This window comes from Pseudoxanthomonas sp. PXM04, assembly GCF_014851695.1.
Lineage (GTDB): Bacteria > Pseudomonadota > Gammaproteobacteria > Xanthomonadales > Xanthomonadaceae > Pseudoxanthomonas_A > Pseudoxanthomonas_A beigongshangi.
In genome coordinates this window covers 177,205-198,211 of sequence record NZ_JACVAG010000008.1, presented here as the reverse complement: position 1 = coordinate 198,211, position 21,007 = coordinate 177,205, and the positions used below count along the sequence as shown (strand labels likewise).

13 protein-coding genes are annotated in these 21,007 nt (G+C 66.1%); 2 read left to right on the top strand and 11 right to left on the bottom strand.

The window, feature by feature from the left end:
* Nucleotides 1-30 precede the first annotated feature (30 nt).
* On the bottom strand, nt 31-2,151 hold the full coding sequence (locus tag IB228_RS18965; RefSeq protein WP_225562571.1) for an alpha-glucuronidase family glycosyl hydrolase: 2,121 nt from the start codon (nt 2,149-2,151) through the stop codon (nt 31-33).
* A gap of 194 nt (nt 2,152-2,345) precedes the next feature.
* Between IB228_RS18965 and IB228_RS18960 the strand changes: the two genes are divergently transcribed.
* Nucleotides 2,346-3,407 carry a LacI family DNA-binding transcriptional regulator gene (locus IB228_RS18960; RefSeq protein ID WP_192199544.1) on the top strand — a complete coding sequence of 354 codons (1,062 nt, stop codon included), beginning with the start codon at nt 2,346-2,348 and terminating at the stop codon, nt 3,405-3,407.
* Nucleotides 3,408-3,683: 276 nt separating this feature from the next.
* Here IB228_RS18960 and IB228_RS18955 read toward each other — a convergent pair whose 3' ends face one another.
* From IB228_RS18955 to IB228_RS18925, 7 genes are all read right to left on the bottom strand, one after another.
* Nucleotides 3,684-5,093: a sugar porter family MFS transporter gene (locus IB228_RS18955; protein ID WP_192199543.1), complete on the bottom strand. Its 1,410-nt coding sequence runs from the start codon at nt 5,091-5,093 to the stop codon at nt 3,684-3,686.
* Nucleotides 5,094-5,144: 51 nt separating this feature from the next.
* On the bottom strand, nt 5,145-6,479 hold the full coding sequence (gene xylA / locus IB228_RS18950) for a xylose isomerase (RefSeq protein ID WP_192199542.1): 1,335 nt from the start codon (nt 6,477-6,479) through the stop codon (nt 5,145-5,147).
* A gap of 35 nt (nt 6,480-6,514) precedes the next feature.
* Nucleotides 6,515-8,008 carry a xylulokinase gene (gene xylB / locus IB228_RS18945; protein ID WP_192199541.1) on the bottom strand — a complete coding sequence of 498 codons (1,494 nt, stop codon included), beginning with the start codon at nt 8,006-8,008 and terminating at the stop codon, nt 6,515-6,517.
* Nucleotides 8,009-8,207: 199 nt separating this feature from the next.
* Nucleotides 8,208-9,737, bottom strand: coding sequence for a tryptophan halogenase family protein (locus IB228_RS18940; RefSeq protein ID WP_192199540.1), 1,530 nt, complete (start codon nt 9,735-9,737; stop codon nt 8,208-8,210).
* 24 nt (nt 9,738-9,761) lie between these two features.
* Nucleotides 9,762-10,784: a cupin-like domain-containing protein gene (locus IB228_RS18935; protein ID WP_183639506.1), complete on the bottom strand. Its 1,023-nt coding sequence runs from the start codon at nt 10,782-10,784 to the stop codon at nt 9,762-9,764.
* A gap of 3 nt (nt 10,785-10,787) precedes the next feature.
* On the bottom strand, nt 10,788-11,531 hold the full coding sequence (locus IB228_RS18930) for a SapC family protein (RefSeq protein ID WP_192199539.1): 744 nt from the start codon (nt 11,529-11,531) through the stop codon (nt 10,788-10,790).
* Nucleotides 11,532-11,697: 166 nt separating this feature from the next.
* Nucleotides 11,698-14,874 (bottom strand): TonB-dependent receptor, encoded by a 3,177-nt coding sequence (locus IB228_RS18925; protein WP_192199538.1) that lies wholly within the window; start codon nt 14,872-14,874, stop codon nt 11,698-11,700.
* A gap of 460 nt (nt 14,875-15,334) precedes the next feature.
* On the opposite strand from IB228_RS18925, the gene IB228_RS18920 reads away from it, so the two are divergent.
* Entirely contained in the window at nt 15,335-16,408 is a 1,074-nt protein-coding gene (locus tag IB228_RS18920; RefSeq protein ID WP_183639508.1) for a LacI family DNA-binding transcriptional regulator, read from the top strand.
* Between the two features lie 120 nt (nt 16,409-16,528).
* On the opposite strand, the gene IB228_RS18915 is transcribed toward IB228_RS18920, so the two are convergent.
* The 3 genes from IB228_RS18915 to IB228_RS18905 are packed head-to-tail and all read right to left on the bottom strand — an operon-like array spanning nt 16,529 to nt 20,982.
* A complete protein-coding gene (locus tag IB228_RS18915; protein ID WP_225562570.1) occupies nt 16,529-19,375 on the bottom strand; it encodes a TonB-dependent receptor in 2,847 nt (948 codons plus the stop codon).
* A 54-nt stretch (nt 19,376-19,429) separates the two neighbouring features.
* Nucleotides 19,430-20,425, bottom strand: coding sequence for a FecR domain-containing protein (locus IB228_RS18910; RefSeq protein WP_192199536.1), 996 nt, complete (start codon nt 20,423-20,425; stop codon nt 19,430-19,432).
* Entirely contained in the window at nt 20,422-20,982 is a 561-nt protein-coding gene (locus IB228_RS18905) for an RNA polymerase sigma factor (RefSeq protein WP_192199535.1), read from the bottom strand. The genes IB228_RS18910 and IB228_RS18905 overlap by 4 nt, the downstream gene beginning before the upstream one ends.
* Nucleotides 20,983-21,007 lie beyond the last annotated feature (25 nt).

Sequence of the window (21,007 nt, the reverse complement as noted above, 5' to 3'; positions counted from 1 at the left end):
CGATGCCCCGGGCGAACAAGGCTCCCCGGTTCATCGTCCATCTCCCGGCGCATAGGGAAATCGCAGGGACTGGTAGTACGCCAGCGGCCGCGGCGGCGGCGCTTCGCCTGCGGGCAGCGGCAACCCGTTGATGGACTGGAAGTAGGCCAGGCTCGCATCGCGCCACCACTGCGCCTCACGCTGCTGGATGCGCAGGAAAGCGGCCACTTCGCGATGCCGCGCGTCGTCCACCCGGCCACGCAGGCCCTCCCAGGTGGCGCGCATGTCGCCCACGCGGGCCACGCCGCGCGAATAGCGATGAACCATTTCGTCCCACAGGGAACGCCCGGATTGCATGCGATGGTCCCAGCGCACGTGGTGGAACCACAGCAGGAGCGGCTCGGGCACGCGATCGACGTCGCCGAACACGCGCGCCACCGGCGGCATGTACTGGGCCACGGCATTGCTGCCCCTGACGCTGCGATCGAAGCCGATGCCGTCGCGATCGGCGCGGTGATAGTAGACCGAGGTCCAGTCCGCGCGCGGACCGCCATCGACCCAGGGGCCCGGGCCATAGTGATGGCCGCGCGCCATCAGGTGGTGCAGGCCCAGCGGGGTCATGTAGTCCACCGCCGCCTCGCGCGAGGCCATCATCATCTCCACCACCGGCCGCACCACCGCCGGGTCGGACGAGAAGGTCATCGCGGCCCAGTCGCGGGCGATGTCACGCGCGGACTGATCGGGATTCCACGCCAGGCGGCCGAACGCGTACCAGTTGGCCTGATCGAAGTGGGAACCGCTCCAGTTGCGGTCGGCCCCGACGTTCGCCACGCCCGCCATCCCGGTCAACGCCGAGCCATGCAGCGAACCGTCCACGACCCGGGCCACCGTGGATCCGGCGCCGCGCGCGTGGGTGTCGGCGCGCAGTGTCTCTTCGTAGAGGGTGCCCAGATAGACCAGGTGGGTGGCGAAGCCCAGATACTCCTTGGTGATCTGGAATTCCATCATCAATGGGGTTTTCGGCATCGCGCCGAACAGCGGATGGAACGGCTCCCGCGGCTGGAAATCGATCGGCCCGTTCTTCACCTGCAGCAGCACGTTCGGACGGAACCGGCCGTCCTGGTGGATGAACTCGGCATGGGCCTGCTTGGCGCGGTCATCCGCGACCTCGTGCGAATAGACGAAGGCGCGCCACATCACCACCCCGCCATAGTCCGCCAGCGCATCGGCCAGCAGGTTCGCGCCGTCGGCATGCGAGCGACCGTAGTCCTGCGGGCCGGGCTGGCCCTCGGAATTGGCCTTCACCAGGAATCCACCGAAGTCGGGAATCAACTCGTGGATCTCGCGCGCCTTGTCGCGCCACCAGCGCCGCACCCGCGGGTCCAGCGGATCGGCGCTGTCCAGTCCTCCGATCTCGATCGGCGCGCTGAAGCGCGCGCTCAGGTACACACGGATGCCATACGGTCGGAAGACGTCCGCCAGCGCCGCCGCCTTTTCCAGATACATCGGCGTCAGGCTCAGGGCATTGGCATTGACGTTGTTGAGGACGGTGCCATTGATTCCCAACGATGCGTTCGCCCGCGCGTAGTCGGTGTAGCGCGGATCCCGCCAGTCCGGCAGCTTGTGCCAGTCCCACAGCGAGGCGCCCGCGTAGCCGCGCTCGACATGGCCGTCCAGATCGTCCCAATGGTTGAGCAGCCGCAACTTCACCCGCGGGGCTTCGCGGATCTCCAGGACGTCCAGCGAAGCACCGGTCTGCAACAGCCGCAGCAGATGGAACACGCCGTACAGCACGCCGATGTCACCGCCGCCTGCGACGACGAGGGTTTCTTTTCCGTCAATGTTCGTCTGGCGCAGGAGATAGCCTTCCGGCCCCAATCCGCGCACTTCATCGCCCAGCGTCGCGATCCACCGCGAGGAAGCGGGCGTGCCCAGCAGCAGCGTGCCCTCGCCGATGGGGCCGGAGGACAGGCGCGGCGCCCGCCCCAGCAAGCCCTCCAGTCCGCGCAGCAGTTCGTCGCGCGCGGCGCGCTGGGTCGGCGTGGCCTCCGGCGCGACCAATTCGCGCAGGCGCGCCCGGGCTTCCACGGCCTGCGCCGGAGCCATCGGCACGTAACGCATCCACAGCGCGTAGCCGTCCTCGGCGCGCGCCGCGCCCGCGATCAGCACCATCCACAGCAGCACGAGTTCGGCCAGCACCGGCAGAACGCGCCGCCGGCCCGGGTCGCCCCGACGCAAGGTTAGCGTTAACATTCGCCAGCCAGGCGGGCACGCGGGCGTGATGTGTTCCATCATCATCCTGCGAGCCTGGCCGGGTTCGGGCGGCCGCGGAAAGACGCGGCCATGGTCGAAGAAGGGAAAACAGGTTGGACAAGCCGAAGAAGTCGATCCGCCGCAAGAGCAGCGGCGTGACTATCGATGAGGTGGCCGCCCTGGCGGGCGTGTCGCCGATGACGGTCTCGCGCGTCATCAATGGCCAGGGAAAAGTGCGCGACACCACCCGCGAGCGGGTCATGCAGGCGGTGCGCGAACTGGACTACACGCCCAATCTGGCCGCCAGTTCGCTGGCGGCGGCCCAACACACCCGCATCGCCCTGATCTACACCAACCCCAGCGGCGCCTATCTTCGCGAACTGCTGGTGGGACTGCTGCGCGTGGCCTCGCGCACCGCGATCCAGCTGGTAGTGGATTACTGGGACGGCCTGGGTGGCGAAGCCGAGCGTGAAGCGGCGCGCGCGCTCGCCCACCGCGTCGATGGCGTGATCTTGCCGCCGCCGCTGTGCGAATCCCGCGTCGCGGTGACCGAACTGGTCAAGGCCGGCGTGCCGGTGGTCGCGATCGCCTCGGGACGTTTCAGCAACGACATCTCCTGCGTCAGGATCGACGACTTCACCGCCGGCAAGGAGATGGCCGAGCACCTGATCGAACGCGGCCATGCCCGCATCGGCTTCATCCGCGGACGCAACGACCTGAGCGCCAGCTCGCGGCGCTATGACGGCTTCGTCACCGCGCTGCACGAAGCCGGCCTGGAAGTCGACACCGACCTCGTCCAGCAGGGCGACTACACCTATCGCTCCGGACTCAAGGCCGCCGAGAAACTGCTTGCGCACCGCAAGCCGCCGACCGCGATCTTCGCCAGCAACGACGACATGGGCGCCGCCGCGATCTCGGTCGCCCATCGGCGCGGGCTGGACGTGCCGCGTGATCTTTCGGTGGTCGGTTTCGACGATACCTCGGCCGCGACCACGGTCTGGCCCGAACTGACCACCATCCACCAACCCATCGCGTCCATGGCCAACGCGGCCGTGGACATCCTGCTGCGCAGCATCCGCCGCAAGGGCGACAGCACCCGCGTGCTGATGGACCATGTGGTCCCGCACCGGCTGGTCAGCCGCGAATCGGTGGCGGCACCGCCCAAACGTCGCTAGCGCGTCGCAAGGCCTGCCCGCACCGCACCCGGCAGCGGCATCGTCGACAGGCAGCGGCATACCGGCCCGGCGGACCAGCGCGCGTGCGATATCGGGGTTCCACATGCCCATGCTGTTTCCCGCCCCTCCCGATGACACGGATGCCTGATCAGCTGATCCGGCCGTCCGCCCTGGTCTGTATTCCGTCCGAACAAACCTGCGTCCCGATGCACGGCGCACCACGCCTGCCGACTCCCACGCCGGCCCGCTCATCGCGATGCCGGCGCCGGTCCGGGCTCATCCCTCCATCTGTTCCAGTTCCTTGCCCTTGGTCTCGTGCACGTACTTAAGGACGAAGAACACCGAGATCACCGCCGCGGCCAGGTAGATGCCGTAGGTCGCCGCCAGGCCGATGGCGGCCAGCAGGATCGGAAAGGTCACGGTGATGGCGAAGTTGGACGTCCACTGCGCCGCACCCGCCACCGCCAGCGCGGAACCGCGGATCTGGTTGGGGAACATTTCCCCCAGCATCACCCACATCACCGGTCCCCAGGACAGGTTGAAGAACACCACATAGAGATTGGCCGCCACCAGCGCCAGCGTGCCCATGCCGCCGGGCAGTTGCAGATGGCCGTCCACCAGCGATCCGCTGGCGAAGGCCCACACGACCAGTGCCAGCGACGCCGCCATGCCGGCCGAACCGATCCACAGCAGCGGCTTGCGCCCGATGCGGTCGATCAGCAGCACGGTGACGAGGCAGGCACCGATGCTCAGCGCGCCGGACAGTACGTTGATCAGCAGGGCGTCGTTTTCCGAGAAGCCCACCGCCTGCCAGAGCACCGCGCCGTAGTAGAACACCACGTTGATGCCCACCAGTTGCTGGAAGGTGGCCAGGCCGATGCCGACCCACACGATCGGACGAATCCGGCCGGTGGCCTTGTTCTTCAGATCCGACAGGCGCGGGCGATGGTGATCCTCGGACAGCGAGGCATCGATTTCGGCCAGTTTGACGCGCGCCTCGCCCGCGCCGAACAGACGGGTGAGCACGCGCATCGCTTCGTCCTTGCGGCGCTTGACCACCAGGTAGCGCGGGCTTTCCGGAATGGTCAGCAGCAGCACCAGGAACAGCAGCGAGGGAAACGCCTGCATCCAGAACATCCAGCGCCAGGCCGCCTGGCCGCCCCACAGCGCCCCGGTCGAAGCGCCCGCGGCGCGGGCCAGCAGATAGTTGCTCAGGAACGCCGCGAACAGGCCGCTGATGATGGCGATCTGCTGCACCGTGGCCAGCCGTCCGCGGTACCGCGCCGGCGCCACTTCGGCGATGTAGGCCGGCGATATCACGCTGGCCGCGCCCACCGCGAATCCGCCCAGCACGCGCGCGGCCACGAACACCAGTGAACTGTGCGCGGCACCGGCGCCGATCGCAGACAACAGGAACAGCGCCGCCGAGATGATCAGCACGCTGCGCCGGCCCCAGCGATCGGCCAGCCGGCCGGCGAAGAACGCGCCGATCGCGCACCCCAGCAGCATCGAGGCGACCTCGAAGCCCAGCCCCGCCTTGCTGGATCCGAACGCCTGCTGCAGGCCGTCCACGGTGCCGTTGATGACCCCGCTGTCGAATCCGAACAGGAATCCCCCGATGGTCGCCACCACGCTGATCAACACGATCAGCCGGGTGTTCTCGTTCTCCGTCAACGCCTGGCTCATGCCGTCCTCCCCTTGCTCAGTTCATGACCGTTGCGATGGCCACCCGACCGCTCAGCGCAACAGGTACTGGTTGAGCAGATTCTCGTAGCGCTCCTGCTTGCCACTGATCTGCCTGGGTTCGCCGTTCCCGGCGGCCAGCGCCGCCAGTCCGGACAGGTCCAGCCTACCGCTTTCGAAGTCCTTGCCCGCACCGCTGTCGAAGCTGGCATAACGCTCGGCGCGCCATTGTTCCCACGGGGATTCGGTCAACAGCGCGTGCGCGACCTCCAGGCCGCGCGCGAACGCGTCCATGCCGCCGATGTGGGCCAGGAACAGGTCCTCCAGATCGGTCGACTCCCGGCGCACCTTGGCGTCGAAATTCAGCCCGCCCTCCAGCCCGCCCTGGCGCAGCACCACCAGCATCGCGCCGACGGTGTCGTACAGGTCGGTCGGGAACTGGTCGGTGTCCCAGCCATTCTGGGCATTGCCGCGATTGGCATCGATGCTGCCCAGCAGCCCGTGATCGGCCGCCACCTGCAGATCGTGTTCGAAAGTGTGGCCCGACAGGGTGGCGTGGTTGGCCTCGATGTTGAGCTTGAAGTCCTTCTCCAGGCCATGCTCCTTCAGGAAGCCGGCCACGGTGGCGCTGTCGAAGTCGTACTGGTGCTTCATCGGCTCCATCGGCTTGGGCTCGATCAGGAAGTTGCCCTTCAGCCCGATGCTGCGGCCGTAGTCGCGCGCCATGGTCAGGAAACGGGCGAAATGGGCGATCTCGCGCTTCATGTTGGTGTTGACCAACGAGGCGTAGCCTTCGCGACCGCCCCAGAACACGTAGTGCTCACCGCCCAGTTCCACCGTGGCTTCCAGCGCCGCCTTCACCTGCACCGCCGCGCGCGCGACCACGGCGAAGTCCGGATTGGTCGAGGCGCCATTCATGTAGCGCGGATGCGAGAACAGGTTGGCGGTGCCCCACAACAGCTTCATGCCGGTCGCCCGCTGGCGCTCCCCGGCCAGGCCGACCATGTGCCGGAGGTTCTTTTCGTAGGTGGCGATGTCTTCCGCGTCCGGCGCCAGATCCACATCGTGGAAGCACCAGTACGGCACGCCGAGCTTGGTGAAGAATTCGAACGCCGCATCCACCTTGGCTTCGGCGGTGGCCATCGGCGAACCGGCCTCCCACGGGAAGTGCCGCGTGCCGGGGCCGAACGGGTCATGGCCGGCATTGCAGAACGTATGCCAGTAGCAGACCGCGAACTTGAGGTGCTCGGCCATGGTCTTGCCGCCAATCCTGCGGTTCGCGTCGTAGATCTTGAAGGCCAGCGGATTGTCCGAGCCGCGGCCCTCGAACGGGATGCGGCCGATGCCGGGGAAGTATTCCTTGGCGCCGATGAAGGGCTGCGTGCTCATGCTGGATTTCCTTGGGTTGTGCCGGAGGAGAAGCGTCAGCCGCGCTGCAGCGGCGTGACGGCATCGAGGTACTGGAGGAAGCGCCGGTAGCCGTTGGCGTACGCTTGCCTGCGTGATGGATCGGGCGTGGCCGACAACGCCGGGTCGGTCGTCACATGCGCCTGCACGACGGTGGCGATGGACGCGGAGTCGCCGTTCGCGCGAGCGCGGGCCCACAGCGCCTGCAGGGCCGCGCCAAAGGCCGCGCCTTCGGCCTGTCGCGGCACGTCCACCGGCAGGCCGAACACATCGGCCACCAATTGCCGCCAGGCCGCGCTGTTGGCGCCGCCGCCGGTCAGCACGATGCGATCGAAACGCATCCCGGCGCGGACGAAGGCGTCATAGCCGTACTTCAGGCTGTAGGTCGCTCCTTCCATCGCCGCGCGATACAGGTGCGCCGGACTGAGGTTGTGCACGTCCAGGCCGGCGAGCACGCCCTTGCCCAGCGGCAGATCCGGGGTGCGCTCGCCGTTGAGGAACGGCAGCATCACCAGCCCGTCGGCGCCGGCCGGCGTGGACTGCACGAGCGCGTCGCCGTCGCGCGCGTCGAAGCCGAACAGGCGCGCGACCTGCTCGGTCGCCACCGTGCAGTTCATCGTGCAGATCAGCGGCAGCCAACCGCCGGTGGACGAGCAGAACGCCGCCCACGCGCCGGCCGGATCGACCACCGGCGTGTCTGAGTACGCGAACAGCGTGCCCGAGGTGCCCAGGCTCATCGCCAGCCGGCCTTCGGCCACGCAGCCGGTGCCGATGGCCGCCATCATGTTGTCGCCGCCGCCGACCGCGACTTTGACGGTGGCGGGCAGGCCCAGCTTCGCGGCCATCGCCGGCATGATGTCGAACAGCGCGTCCGGCGCGGCGATCGGCGGCAGGCAGGCCGCCAGATCGCGATCCGGATCGGTGGCATGCAGCATCGCCTTCGACCAGCCGCGCGTGCGCACGTCCAGCCAACCGGTGCCGGAGGCATCGCCGTACTCGCAGAAGCGCTGTCCGGTCAGCACGAAATTCAGGTAGTCGTGCGGCAGCAGGATCGTCGCCAGCCGCGCGTAGGCCTCGGGACGATGCTTGCGCGTCCACGGCAGCTTGGAGGCGGTATAGCCGGCCAGGATCGGATTGCCGGCCAGCTCGATGGCGCCTTGCGCGCCGCCGACCGCCGCCATGATGTCGACGCACTCGCCGGCCGTGCTGGTGTCGTTCCACAACTTGGCCGGCGCCAGTACCTGTCCGTCGATGTCCACCGCCACGAAGCCGTGCTGCTGGCCGGACACCGCCAGCGCATCCACGCGCGCGCGGATCGTCGGGTCGATGCGATCGAAGCAATCGCGCATCGCCTCCACCCAGTCCGACGGATGCTGCTCGCGGCTGCCGTCCTCGCCACTGGTCAATGCCAGCGGCGCACTGGCATTGGCGACCACGGCGCGGGCCTCCGGGTCGTACACCACCACCTTGAGGCTTTGCGTGCCTGCGTCGATGCCTGCGGTCAGTGCCATGCGAAGTCCCCGGAACAGAAAGTTAGCGCTACCATTTCGGCGGTAAAAAAAATCCGCGTCCGCGAATACCGCCGGGAAAGCCGCTGCCGCGGCCCGGTCCCTAGCCTGCGGCCACTGTATACACGACCGCGCCGGAGTACATGCTGCGGCGCAGAATACCCGTCCCGACAAGGACTTGCGGACGGCGGACCGTGCGCTTTCATGCCCGCTGCTCCCGCGCCGGGGCAGGACGTTGCCGCCACACCTCGGCGTTGGCCGGGCAGTAGCGTTCAATGAAGTCCTGCTGCGCCGGCATCGCCGCCACCGCCCGCGTGATCGGCGCGCGGATGCCGTCCAGCAGGCGCTTCAGATCCGGGTCGGACAGGCCACGCGCCAGCGGATGGTGCGCCTGCGGCTGCAGGCCCTGGCCCAGCATCACGTGGGTCCAGGAATCGACGCGGAACAGTTCGTTGGCGCCCTGCCAGGCGTGCGCGCGCTCGCGCCACGCCTGCAGGCGGACCGCCAGCGAATCCGGCAATTCCATGTGGCGGCATTCGCGCCACATCGGTTCCTCGCGCTGGTTGGCGTGGTAATGCAGGATGATGAAGTCGCGCACGTGCTCCATCTCGATCCGGCTGGTCTCGTTGTACAGCCGCACCAGCGCGTCATCGATGCCATCGAGCGGAAACAGTTCGATCAACCGCACGATCGCGGTCATCGCCAGATGCAGGCTGGTCGATTCCAGCGGCTCGATGAAACCGCTGGCCAGGCCCAGCGACACCACGTTCCTGTTCCAGGCCCGCAGGCGACGCCCGGTCCGGAACGGCACCCGCCACGGATCGCGCACCGGCGGCGCGCCGACGTCGGCCAGCAGTTTGGCGCTGGCTTCGTCGTCGGACATATGACGGCTCGAAAACACCAGGCCGCAACCGACCCGGTGCTGCAACGGGATGTGCCAGCGCCAGCCGGCCGCATGCGCGATCGCGCGCGTGTACGGCACCGGCGCGTCGGTCGGCTCGGTCTGCACCGCCACCGCGCGATCGCTGGGCAACCAGCGGTTCCAGTCCTCGTAGCCGGTTTGCAGGGTCTGCTCGATCAGCACACCGCGAAAGCCGGTGCAATCGATGAACAGATCGCCCTCGATCACCTGGCCATCCTCCAGCAGCAACGCGCGCACGTCGCCGGTCCCGGCGTCCTGGCGCACCTCGCGGATCTTGCCCTCGATCCGCTTGAGTCCATTGCGCTCGGCATGCCGGCGCAGGAAACGCGCGTACAGCCCGGCGTCCAGGTGGTAGGCGTAGTTCACCGCGGGCTGCCCCCCCAGGGCGAACCGATCCCGCAGCGACGCCTGGGTTTCCAGGCAGAAGTCGCCGAGCGCGGAGGCATGGCCGCGGCGCAGGCTCTCCAGCCAGAAATGGTGGAACGCGCAGACCAGGGTGCCCTGACCGGTGATGCCGAACGGATGGATATAGCGCTCGCCGTGCCGGCGCCAATGCTCGAACGAGATCGACAGCTTGAACGTGCCGGCCACGGCCTGCAGGAATTCTTGCTCGTCGATCTGCAGGAAGCGATGGAAGCTGCGGATCGGCGGCACCGTCGATTCGCCGACGCCGACCGTGCCGATCTGCTCGGATTCGATCAGGGTGATGTCCAGCAGCCCGCGGAACTGGTGCGCCAGCGCGGCGCCCGCCAGCCAGCCGGCGCTGCCGCCACCGGCAATCACCACCCTGCGTATCCGTCCAGCTTCCATCCGTCCCCTCTCCCGGCGTGCCGGTCAGCGATTGAGTTTGTCGATCAGCATGGCGCGCAGCTGCCGCGCCATCGCTTCGTCCAGCGGCCCCATCACCCCGCGCGCATCTTGGGGCAGGTGCGCGCCGGCCTGATCGGCGGCGCCGAACACGTAATGATCGAAAATCGCGCGCCATCCCCGCTTCTCGCGCTCGGGCCGATCCCGAATCGTCCACAGCGCGTGGTACAGCGCGTGCATCGGCGTCGGCAGATAGGCCGGCGCGCTGCTCCACCAGTAGTTGATCAGTACGTTGAACGGCTCCAGCCCCTGCACGTGGTGCCACCACAGGCTCGGCATGAAGATCGCGTCGCCGGGTTCAAGCACCGCCTCGCGCGCGGTCGCCCACGCCTCGGCGAAGCGCGGGTGGCGCTGCAGATCCGGTGCGGCGAAATCCACGATGCTGACCGCCTGCCCGCCGGGCGTCGGCGCCAGCGGTCCCGGATACAGGTTGGCGATCTGTTCGGGCGGGAACAGGGTGAAGCGGCGCCGTCCGACGGCGCAGCAGGCGATGTTGTTCAGGGCGTCGTAATGGCATGACGCGGTCACCCGGTTGCCGATCCAGATGCTCGGCGGCGCGTGGATGCCCTGGGCCGCGAGCCCGAGATCGTTGCCGGCGCGCAGGCGCGGAAGACGGGCGTCCACCGGCAACGACGCCACGTAGTAGGTCGGTGGCCGTTCGTCTTCGATGTGCCGTGCGATCCCGTCGAGTACATCACCCAGGCCATCGCGGCGCACCTCGCAGTTCAAGCCGGTGAAGCCGGCATCGTAGAACGGCCGTCCCGCCACCTCCGGCGCGCCCCACGAATAGGTGACCGGCTGGCCATTGTCGTGATCGCGCAGGTAGTCCATCGCGGCGCGCATCGAACTCCGGCCGGCCCGCACCAGTTCCCAATCGCGCGCGACCCCGCGCAGCACGACCGGCTCGCCGCCGGCCAGCAGCGCCTGCACGGGCACGTTCTCACCTGGCGACAGCGCCAGTTCGGGCAGCGGCGTGGCGGCAGGCAACATCGCTCAGGCTGCCCGTGCCTGGCGCAGGCGACGCTGCTTCTCGGCCATCAACCGGCGCAGGTTCTGCATCGACGCCTGGATCAGATACGCCCCTTCCAGATATCCGGCGCGGTGGAGCCCGTGCAACGCCCCCGCGTCCAGCGCGGCCAGGCGTTCCCGATCCAGGCCATGCAGGCCGGCCAGGCTCACCCGGTGCTGGTCGTCCAGCTGCAATTCCAGGTCCAGCGGCTGGATCAGCTCCAGCGCGTCGAACGCGGCAAACATCGACGCGCCGGATTCGATGCCGTCGCGGACGCCGCGCAGCACCGCCGAGACATGATCCAGGTAGGGACTGTGCCCGCCGTGCGGCAGGAACACCGCTTCGCCTTCGCTGAAACTGGCGCGCGGATGATCCAGGTCGACATGGATCACCGGTTCGTGCCGGAGTTCGCCCTCCACGCTGCGCTCCTGGAAACCGATCAGGAACGGCCCCTTGGCGACGATGCCCGGCAGGTAGGTGGCGTTCCAGCGGCCATCGCGCAGGAACAAGTTCTCGCGCGCGTCGAAGCCCAGCAGGGCGACCGCCTGCCAGGCGCCGTCGCGGTTGCGGTCGCGACGGAAGAAAATCGGATACTCGCGCTGCAATTCGGCGAACTCGGTCGGGAACGCGGTGACCATGCCGACATCGTCGCCGAACTCCGGCCCGAAGCGGGTGATGACCCGCAGGTCCTTGTGGGCGACGTTGTTCAGCAGTTCGTGTCGTGCCATGGTGATTCGGGACCGGGTGGCGTGCGCGGAGTTATGCACCGTCCCTGCCGGAATTGGAAGGGCCGCCGCCGAAAGCCGGGCGGGCGACCGGTGGGTGAAAAGGGATCGCTGCCGGAGCAGCGATCCCATCCTTCACGATAGCCGGAGAGGGCGGTATCGCAGGACCCTAGAACTTGTAGCGGACACCGAGCATGTAGCGCGGACTCTGATCGACCAGCTTGATTACCTGCTTCTCCGAGCGGCCGTGCCAGCGCACGTCCTCGCCGGTCAGGTTGATCGCCTCGAAGCCCAGCGACCAGCGGTCCGACAGCGCGTAGTTGACGCTGAGATCCCACTGCTCGTATTCCTCGACGTAGTACGGATTGCGGTTGGATCCGTTCTGGTTCGCCGCGATGAGGTACTCGTCGCGCCAGTTCCACGCCAGGCGGACCGACCAGCCATACTTCTCGTACATCAGCATCAGGTTGGCGGTGTCGCTCAGGCCCAGCAGCGCGAACTGGTCGCGGTCCAGCACCGTGTTGTCGAAGCCGACGTCGCCATTGACGATGGTGTAGTTGGCGAACAGACCGAAACCGCTGTCACCGAGGAAGTACTGGCCGCCGATTTCCCAGCCGCGCAGCTTGGCCTTGTTCTGGTTGACCGGCCGGTTGACGTCGAACAGGTACAGCGGATCGTCCGCCTCGCCGACCAGGTTGTAGTCGGTCTCCATCTCCAGCACCTGCGCCGAGCTGCCGTCGTAGGCGGCCAGGCCACCGGTTGCACCGGCGTTGCGCAGCATGGCCAGGGCCGTGAACAGCGCCGTGTCGTTGGCCGAGCAGGCGGCGTCGACGTCGTTGCCGGCGCCGCTCACCTGGGTGACGCAAGCCTGGCTCTGCAGGAAGTCCAGTGCCGCCTGCGCATCCGGACCGGAGGTCGGGTCGGTCAGGCCGTACAGCGATTCGCGGACCACGGTGTTGCCGATGAAATTGTCGACCGCCTTGTTCCAGTAGGTCACCGACACGTAGCTGGCATCGGCGAAGTACCACTCCAGCGCCAGGTCCAGGTTGTCCGATTCCAGCGGCTCCAGCGCCGGGTTCTGGGCGTCGCCGCCAGCGCGCGTGGACGGATTGACCAGCACCGAACCGGTCGGCTGGTTCGGGTTCGGACCGGCGTACAGGTTGCCGTACGGCGGACGCGCGATCGTCTTGCTGAACGAGGCGCGGCCCTTCAGGGTGTCGGTGAAGTCAATCCCGAAGTCCAGGTTCGGCAGCAGGTAGCTGTAGCGGTTGGTCTCGCTGAACGGCTGCACCTCGTCCGAGCGCAGGATGCGGAAGTCGTTGTTGGCCGACCACTCGATCGCGTTGGGCACGGCCACCGCCGAAGTGGAGGTGACATCGGTGCGCTCGTAGCGCACGCCAATCCGCGTCTGGGTGGCCATGCCGCCGAGCTCGCCCTGCATTTCCAGCTGCAGGTAGACCGAATCGGTCTTTTCCTCGATCTTGTTGTCGGCCGCCAGTTGCGGGTTGTAGCGGTTGCTCGCCCCGTACTCGCCGGCCGCCCACCGCGCCAGGTCACTGGTGTTGCCTCGCCATGCGCCGGGCGCCGCGCCGTTGGCGCTGTAGTCGTCGAACAGGCCGATGATGCTGGTCCGCCGCAGCAGATCGGTCAGGCCCGGTTCGTCGCCGGCATTGGCCACGCCCCAGTCGCCGAGCGTGGCGTACATCTCGGTCGCCTGCCGCCGCCTCATCGTCATGCGCGAGGAATCGACGCCGAACTGGAAGCGGCCATCCTCGAAATCGAACTCGCCGTCGATCCGGCCCTGCTTGATCTCGGTTTCCTGGGTCTGCGCGTTGATGCGCAGCACCTGCGAGCCCAGTTGCTCGGGCGGGAAGTCGGGATTCAGGGTGCCGCCGGTGCCGGCCACCGCCGATGCCGCGTCCGGATACCAGGTGCGGGCGCCGAGCGGCAGGCCGTTGTTGAAGCGCAGCTCCTGCGCCCAGTTGCCGCCGCAATACGGACCGACCGTGCAGTTGTTGGTGCCGGCCAGGCTGAAGTAGGTCGCGCCGCCACCGGTCAGCGGGTCGTTCGGCTTGCTGCTGGACTTGGTGTTGTGGGCGTCGAAGTTCAGCCGGAACCGATCGCTGACGTCCCACTTGGCGTTGAAGCCCAGCGAGTCCAGCTTGTACTTCTGCTCGTTGTGCTGCTGCTCGTAGCCGAAGTCCTTGGCACCTACGATGTCGCGCAGGTAGACCGGCGTGGCGACGGCCTCGTTGGTGTCGAATGCCAGGTGGGTGAAGCTGTTGGCACGCTGCAGCCAGATTGTCTGCTCACCGCGATCCTCGGAGATCTCGTTGGTCGAGTACGTGTAGTCCAGGGTCAGGGTCAGGCTGTCGATCGGCGCGAACTGGATCACCGCCTGGCCGTTGATGCGCTCGCGTTCGAAATCGGCGAAGGCGTAGCGCAGGTCGTTCGGCATCGCGTAGAGCTGGCCGATGGCCGGCGCGTTGACCACCTCCGCGCCGGCGCGCAGCGCCGGATCGGTGCCGGTCCAGCGCTGGATGTTCCAGGCGTTCTCGGTCGCCTGCACCGAACCGCCGTGGCGCTTCTGGTAGCTGGCCGCCAGGCCGACGCCCCAGGTCTTGTCGTCGTTGGTGTAGCTGAAGATGCCCGAGACTTCGGGCGTCATGTCGGTGTCGAACGGCTGCGAGTCGTCGTAGACCGCCTTGGCGCCGGCGCTGGCGACCACGCCGGTGTGGTTGAACGGCCGATCGGTCTGGATGTTGATGGTCGCGCCGATGCCGCCGCTGGGCACGGTGGCCTGGCCGGTCTTGAAGACCTCCAGCGCGCTGATCGCCTCGGAGGCCAACTGGGCGAAATTGAACGCGCGGGTGCCGCCGTCCACGCCGCCGATCGGGATCTGGCCCGGCGCGCCGAACGCGTCGGCGCCGGGGATCTGGCGACCGTTGAGGGTCACCATGTTGAACTGCGGGCCGAAGCCACGCGCGGTGACCTGCGCGCCCTCGCCGTCGCGGCGCTCGATCGAGATACCGGTGATGCGCTGCAGGGACTCGGCCAGGTTGGTGTCCGGGAACTTGCCGATGTCCTCGGCGGTGACGCCATCGACGACGCCGATGGCGTCGCGCTTCATCCCCATCGACTGATCCAGACTGCTGCGGATGCCGCTGACCACGACCGTGTCCAGGGTCTTGGCCTGGTCGGTCGCCTGCGACGTGGATTGCTGGGTGGTGTCCGCAGGCGTGGCCTGCATGGCGGCGTCCTGGCCGAACGCGGGGTTGATGACCAGCACGCCCCCCACGAAGGTGAACATGGCCTTCGATTTGAATCTCGCCAACGTCCGGCTCATGAACTTGCCCTCAGGTCTGGAGTTGCACGGAAACTGCACGCGTTCATGGATCTCCCCTTTCACGATCAATGGATGTATCGCCCTCCCAAGGGCGCCCACGGGCATGGCCCGTTATTTCCAGACCGGAACCGGGCGCGGCGTCCGAGGGCGCACGACCTGGTATTCCGGCTTCAAAACGTGGTTGGACGACTAGCGCGCGATGGAGGGGCAGGCCATTGACCGGGCTGTGCAGCAGTCGAGTGGTAGCGCTACCATTACGTTGGGCCGCAGACTAATCACGCGTCTTCGTCCTTGTCACCATGCAGCGCAGCAAATCGACGCAAAGTTCCCGAAACACCGCGCCGAGTACGTTGGGAGGAACCGTGATGGAAACGATTCCAGCCACGGGACTGCGCGTGTAATGGAGGTTTCCCGCCCGCAGGCCGCCTGAACCACGCAGAATGGCCGGATGAATTCCCGCATGAACAAGACCAGCAAGTCGGTCCGCCGCAAGGGACGGGCCATCACCATCGACGAAGTCGCCGCGCACGCCGGCGTCTCGCCGATGACCGTGTCCCGCGTGATCAATGGCCACGAAGGCGTGCGCGACGCCAATCGCGAACGGGTGATGCGCAGCGTGCGCGAGCTCGGCTATCGGCCCAACCTGGCCGCCAGCGCGCTGGCCGCGGCGCAGCACACCTGCATCGCGCTGATCTACACCAACCCCAGCTCCAGCTACCTGCGCGAGCTGCTGGTCGGCGCCTTGCGCGGCTCGGCGCGCGCGGCCGCGCAATTGGTGATCGCCACCTGGGACACCCTCGACGCGGAAGGCCAGCGCGCCGCCGCGCGGCAGTTGGCGCAGAGCGTGGCGGGCGTGATCCTGCCGCCGCCGCTATGCGAGTCCAAGGCGATCGTCGCCGAGTTCGCGCAGGCCGGAATTCCGGTCGTCGCGATCGCGTCGGCGCATTTCAGCGACCGGATTTCCTGCGTGCGCATCGACGACCATCGCGCCAGCCACGAAATGACCACGCACCTGATCGCGCACGGCCATACCCGCATCGGCTACATCAAGGGCGATCCCAACCAGACCGCCAGCGCGCATCGCCTGCGCGGCTACCAGGAAGCCCTGGCCGAGGCCGGCCTCGCCTTCGACGAGGCACTGGTCCAACCCGGATATTTCACCTACCGCTCGGGCCTGGAAGCGGCGGAGAACCTGCTGTCCCTGCGCCGCCCGCCGACCGCCATCTTCGCCAGCAATGACGACATGGCTTCCGCGGTGGTCTCCGTCGCCCACCGCCGCGGCCTGGACGTGCCGCGCGATCTCTCCGTGGTTGGCTTCGACGACACCTCGGCGGCGACGATGGTCTGGCCCGAACTGACCACCGTCCACCAGCCGGTCGCCTCGATGTCCGATGCGGCCATCGACATCCTGCTGCGTGAAATCCGGCGCCCGAATACCTCGGCGCGCACCCTGGTCAACCATGTCGTCCCGCATCAACTGGTGAAGCGCGCGTCGGTCGAAACCCTCGCCAAGCGCAAGACGGGCGGGCGATAGCAGATCGGGAAACAGGGACCGCGCGGAGAAAGAGTAGCGCGGGACCACCGGTGAAGTTCCCGATGGCGCTTCCGTACCGGCACACGCGGTCGCTTGACGTTGGGTGCTACCCCGTCAATGTCAGAATCGGTATGTCGCGGCCAAGGCGAAGTAGCGTCCGTAGATGTCATCGACCGCTATGTTGTAGCCGCCGGTGTAGTAACGATAGTCCACGGGACGTCTGTCAAGCAGGTTGTTGATGCCGAGCGAATATGACCAGCCTTCCGGGCTTGAATAGCGGGCATTGAGTCCAAAAAGCGTCGCCGCCGGATTGGCGCACTTGCCGGCATCGCGATTGGCCTCGGGGCAAGCCTGTCCGGCGGAATAGGCGTACGAGGCGCCGAAATGGCGCATGGTCAAAGTCGTCGTCCAATTGCCATGTTGCCATCGCACGTCGCCCAGCAAGGTCAGCTTGGGCGTGTCATGGCCGGCGCGCTCGACCGCTTTGGGCTCGGTGATGCTCGACGTGGCATATCGACTGAGATAGTGGGCCGCCAGGCGGAAGCTGATCTCTCCCAGTTCGTCGTTCCTCAGCAGATAACTGGATTCGAACTCCCAACCTCGGGTTTCGGACTTGCCGATATTGGCCAGATACCTGTTGGCGCGATAGAGCACGCCATTGGCGTCGCGAACCAGGCCATCCGGGAAAAGAGATGGGTAGCGGTAAGCATCGGCAATACCGAACTCATCGGTGCGCGATACATGGTAGGTGTCCAGGGTTGCGCGGAATGCCGGTGTCGGAGTCCAGGCCACGCCGAGGGTCAGGCTGCGGGAGAACTCCGCGCGCAGACGAGGATTGTCGCTCACGCCATACTCGACCCGGCATCGATCCGGACCTACCTGGACGCACGGCAGCAACTGTGGAGTGATGCGCATGTACAGGATTTCGGTCGCCTCTTCGAAGGGCACACGTGCATCGTTGAGACTGGGCGCCCGATAGCCTTGCCCGAAGCTGCCACGGACAAGAAAGGACTGGCTTGGGTTCCACTTGAATCCGAACCGGGGAGACGTATTGGACCGAAACCCCCGGTGATGATCGAGACGGGCGGCCAGGTCGACCTGTAGCGTCCGATGCAGCGGCAGATCGAGTTCGGCGAAAATGGCGGAATCGCGACCACGAAGATCGTACGGTTCAATGACGGCCGGGCCAAATGAAATGCTGTTGTTGATCTGCAAGGGATCCGGATTGCTCCTTCGCCGGGCGGAATGAATCGCCATCCCCACCACAACCTGCGCCGTCGCACCATAGGCATCGAACAATGGGCGGTTCGAGGTGGCTTCCAGCGTGTCCACTGAATAGGACCCGGTCGGCCGGATGGACGCTCTCATCTCGTTCATGACATCCGTATTGTCCGACCCATCGATACGGATACGATTGACGTTCTCCCTCACCTTGGCCACAAGGAAAACGTTATCGATGGCGCTACGAACCCGACTCTCGCTGCGGGAAAGCGCGACGTTCCAGTTCCATCCGCCCGCCAGCCCTTCGAGGCCGATCGATACGTGATTTAGGATATTCGTGCTGTGGTTCCGGGGAGATCCGAATTCATAGAAGGGGTAATAGACATCCGCGTCCGGGATGGGAGCCTTCGCATAGTCCGGGTGAGAGGGAGTCATGGGAAAAAAGCCTCGGCTCGGCGAATACTGCAGCGTCTGCTCGCTCAGGCCATGCAATCCGGAGAAGTACAGCGAGAATGAACTGCTCAGCTCCTGATCCCATCGGACAAGCAGGGATCTGTTACGCAAGCCGGGCTGCAAGGTTCGATACCTCGCGGAGTCGAAGCGACAATAGGGGGAATCCGGATTCTCCCCTGCTGCCTGGCACTGAGGAAGCGAAAGTAAAGGCTTGTCATCCCAGGTCGCGAACCCGAGGAATGGGCGATCGTCCGGCAGTCCAACCCGGGAGCGGTCATTTGTATGCCATCCGCGCCGGTCACCACCGAGTTCGTCTTGCGAAGAAGTCGTCGCCGCAAGCAGTAGATTTCCGCCTGATCCTGTCCGCGTTCCAAAGATCATGGAGGTTTGGCGAAACTGGGCATCCGCCTGCTGCGAGGTACCGAACCGCGTGGAAATCTCGCCTCCCTCATGATCTTTCTTCAGGATGATATTGATCGTGCCCGCCATAGCGTCCGCGCCATAGATCGCGGAAGCGCCACCGCGCAGGATCTCGATGCGATCAACGAAACTCAAGGGAATGCTGTCCAGATCGATCAAGCCACCAAGATCGCTGGATGCGAGCCCGAAGGGGGCAATACGCTTTCCGTCCAGCAAATAGAGCGTTGCGCGCGGTCCGAGAGAATAGAGGCTGGCACCCGAGGCAACCACCGTCGGGTAGTACCGTCCTTCGCTGGCCACCGTCATGGGGTGGTGACTCACCAGGCCGGGGCGCTCACTCAGCAAGTCGTGCAGCGTTTGTCGTCCACTGCGTTCGATTTCGTCCGCGGTTATTACGGTCACGGGGACGGACAATTCCAGGGAAGATTTCGGAATGTGCGTGCCGGTGACGTCGACGGTGGCGAGCCCGGTCACGCTGACTTCAGAGGTGGTTTCCGTCTGTCTGGAAAGGACGCTGGCGACGCGGACCTGATTCTTCACGCTCCGCAGAAGGTAGGTGTTGGAATTCACCGAAACCGCGGTCAGGCCATGCTCCGCCAGCAGTCGGGCCAGACCGACTGCAATCGTATGGTCTCCCCGCAAACCGGGGCTGTGCTTGCCACGCACCAGCATGGGTGAGTAAAGCAACTGGATATTCGATTGATTGGCAAAAGCCTGCAGGGCTTCGTCCAGCGTACCCGGGACGATTTCGTACCGGGATGACGCGGGAGAGTCCCTCGGCCCCGCGCAAGCGTTTTGCGTGGCGATGGCCAGGAACGTCAGAACGAATAGGCACGCCAGTCGGCGTCTGAGGGATTCGCGATACACAGTCATCACGCGGTGTTTTCCGCAAGACTGATCGGCATGGTCGACCGTGCTCCCCAGCACCTACTGCTTCGTTGTGGACAGTTCGATCCGATTTCCGGCGACGGGCTTCGCCTGCAGGCCCCAGCCTTGGCGCAGGGTGGCGAGCAGTCCTGGCTGGTCGTCGGCATTGAATACGCCGCTGATCCGGATCTCGCCTAGTTCGGGCTGGGAAAGAATCAGTTGTTCATGAGAATACCGATTGAATACCGCAATCAAATCGGCAAGGCGTTCTTCCTTGAATACCAACCGCCCCCGCGTCCAGCTCTCCGCGACACCGCGATCAACGCTTTCGGGGGATCCCAGCTTGCCATTCGCGTCATAGGCCAGTTGTTGCAACGGGCGCAGTTCAATGGCGTGACCGGGTTTGCTTCCGTGTGCATCCACGATGACGCGTCCCTGCAGCAGGGCAACGACAGTGCTCGCACCCCGTCGTTCCACCTGGAAGACGGTACCCAGCGCCCGGACGCTGCCGACGCCCGAGCTCACCACGAACGGCCTATTGCCATCGTGTGCGACACTGGCCTGGACACGACCTCTCAGCAGAACGATGTGGCGCCGCGAACGCTCGTAGGCCACCTCAACGCGCGTGTCGGTATCAAGCACCAGCGTGGATCCGTCGGGCAGATCGACATGGCGCTGCTTCCCTATCTCCGTTGCATATGGGATGGGTTGAGTGCTGCGAAACTCGGCAAGCATCCAGAGGCCGCCGCTCACGGCCAGCATCAGGACGGCGGCCCAGGCCAAAGGACGAAGCCAGGTACGCTTGCGTCGCGTGGTCGGTATGCGGATGGTCGGGCGAGGTTCCGGAGCATGCGACGTCATATCCGCGCGCAATGCCCCGGCCAACTGGTGAATGCGTTCAACCTCGGCGTAATCGAGCGCATTCCGGGAGGACATGGCCAGCCAGCCCTCGAAGGCGGCGTGGTCGGACGCGCTGCATTCGGGTGATAGCAAGCGTGCCAGCCAACCTTCAGCCGAATCGGGAAAACCCTGGAGAGGAGGTGTCGCGGTGTTCATGGGAGCTCTCCGGGTGCGCCCATGGGGCGCGTTTGAATGGAGAGCTGCTTCCTGAGTGAGGTCAGTGCTTTCCCCATGTGCTTCTCGACCGCTTTGACGGAGATGCCGCAATGCTTGGAGATTTGACTGTAGCTCATCCCTTCGATGCGGTTAAGCAAGTAGATTTCCCGACAGCGTTCCGGAAGGAGACTGATGGCCGCGCGTACCCGTGCCAGCTCTTCCCGGTTTTCCGCCCACTGTTCCGGCCGCGGCATCTCGTCCTGGATGTCGTGCGCCTGGAGATTCATATCGGACAAGGATGTCTGATGCATGCCGGATTGCCGCCGCCGGGAATCGTGGAGCGCGTTGAGTGCAATCCGGTAGAGCAGCGGTCTCAGGGCTTCGACCGGCAAGTCGCGATAGCGTGTCAGCTTGTAGAGGCTTTCCTGCGCGATGTCCTGGGCGTCGTCGAGCGAGAGCCCCCGGCCACGCAGATAGCTGACCAGCATCGGGCGTTGCTCGCCCAGAAATCGTTCGAAGACCTGATGGCTGATCCCAGCGTCCAAAGTGGCACTCATTGGCCCCACCCGCCGAAGGAAGTCG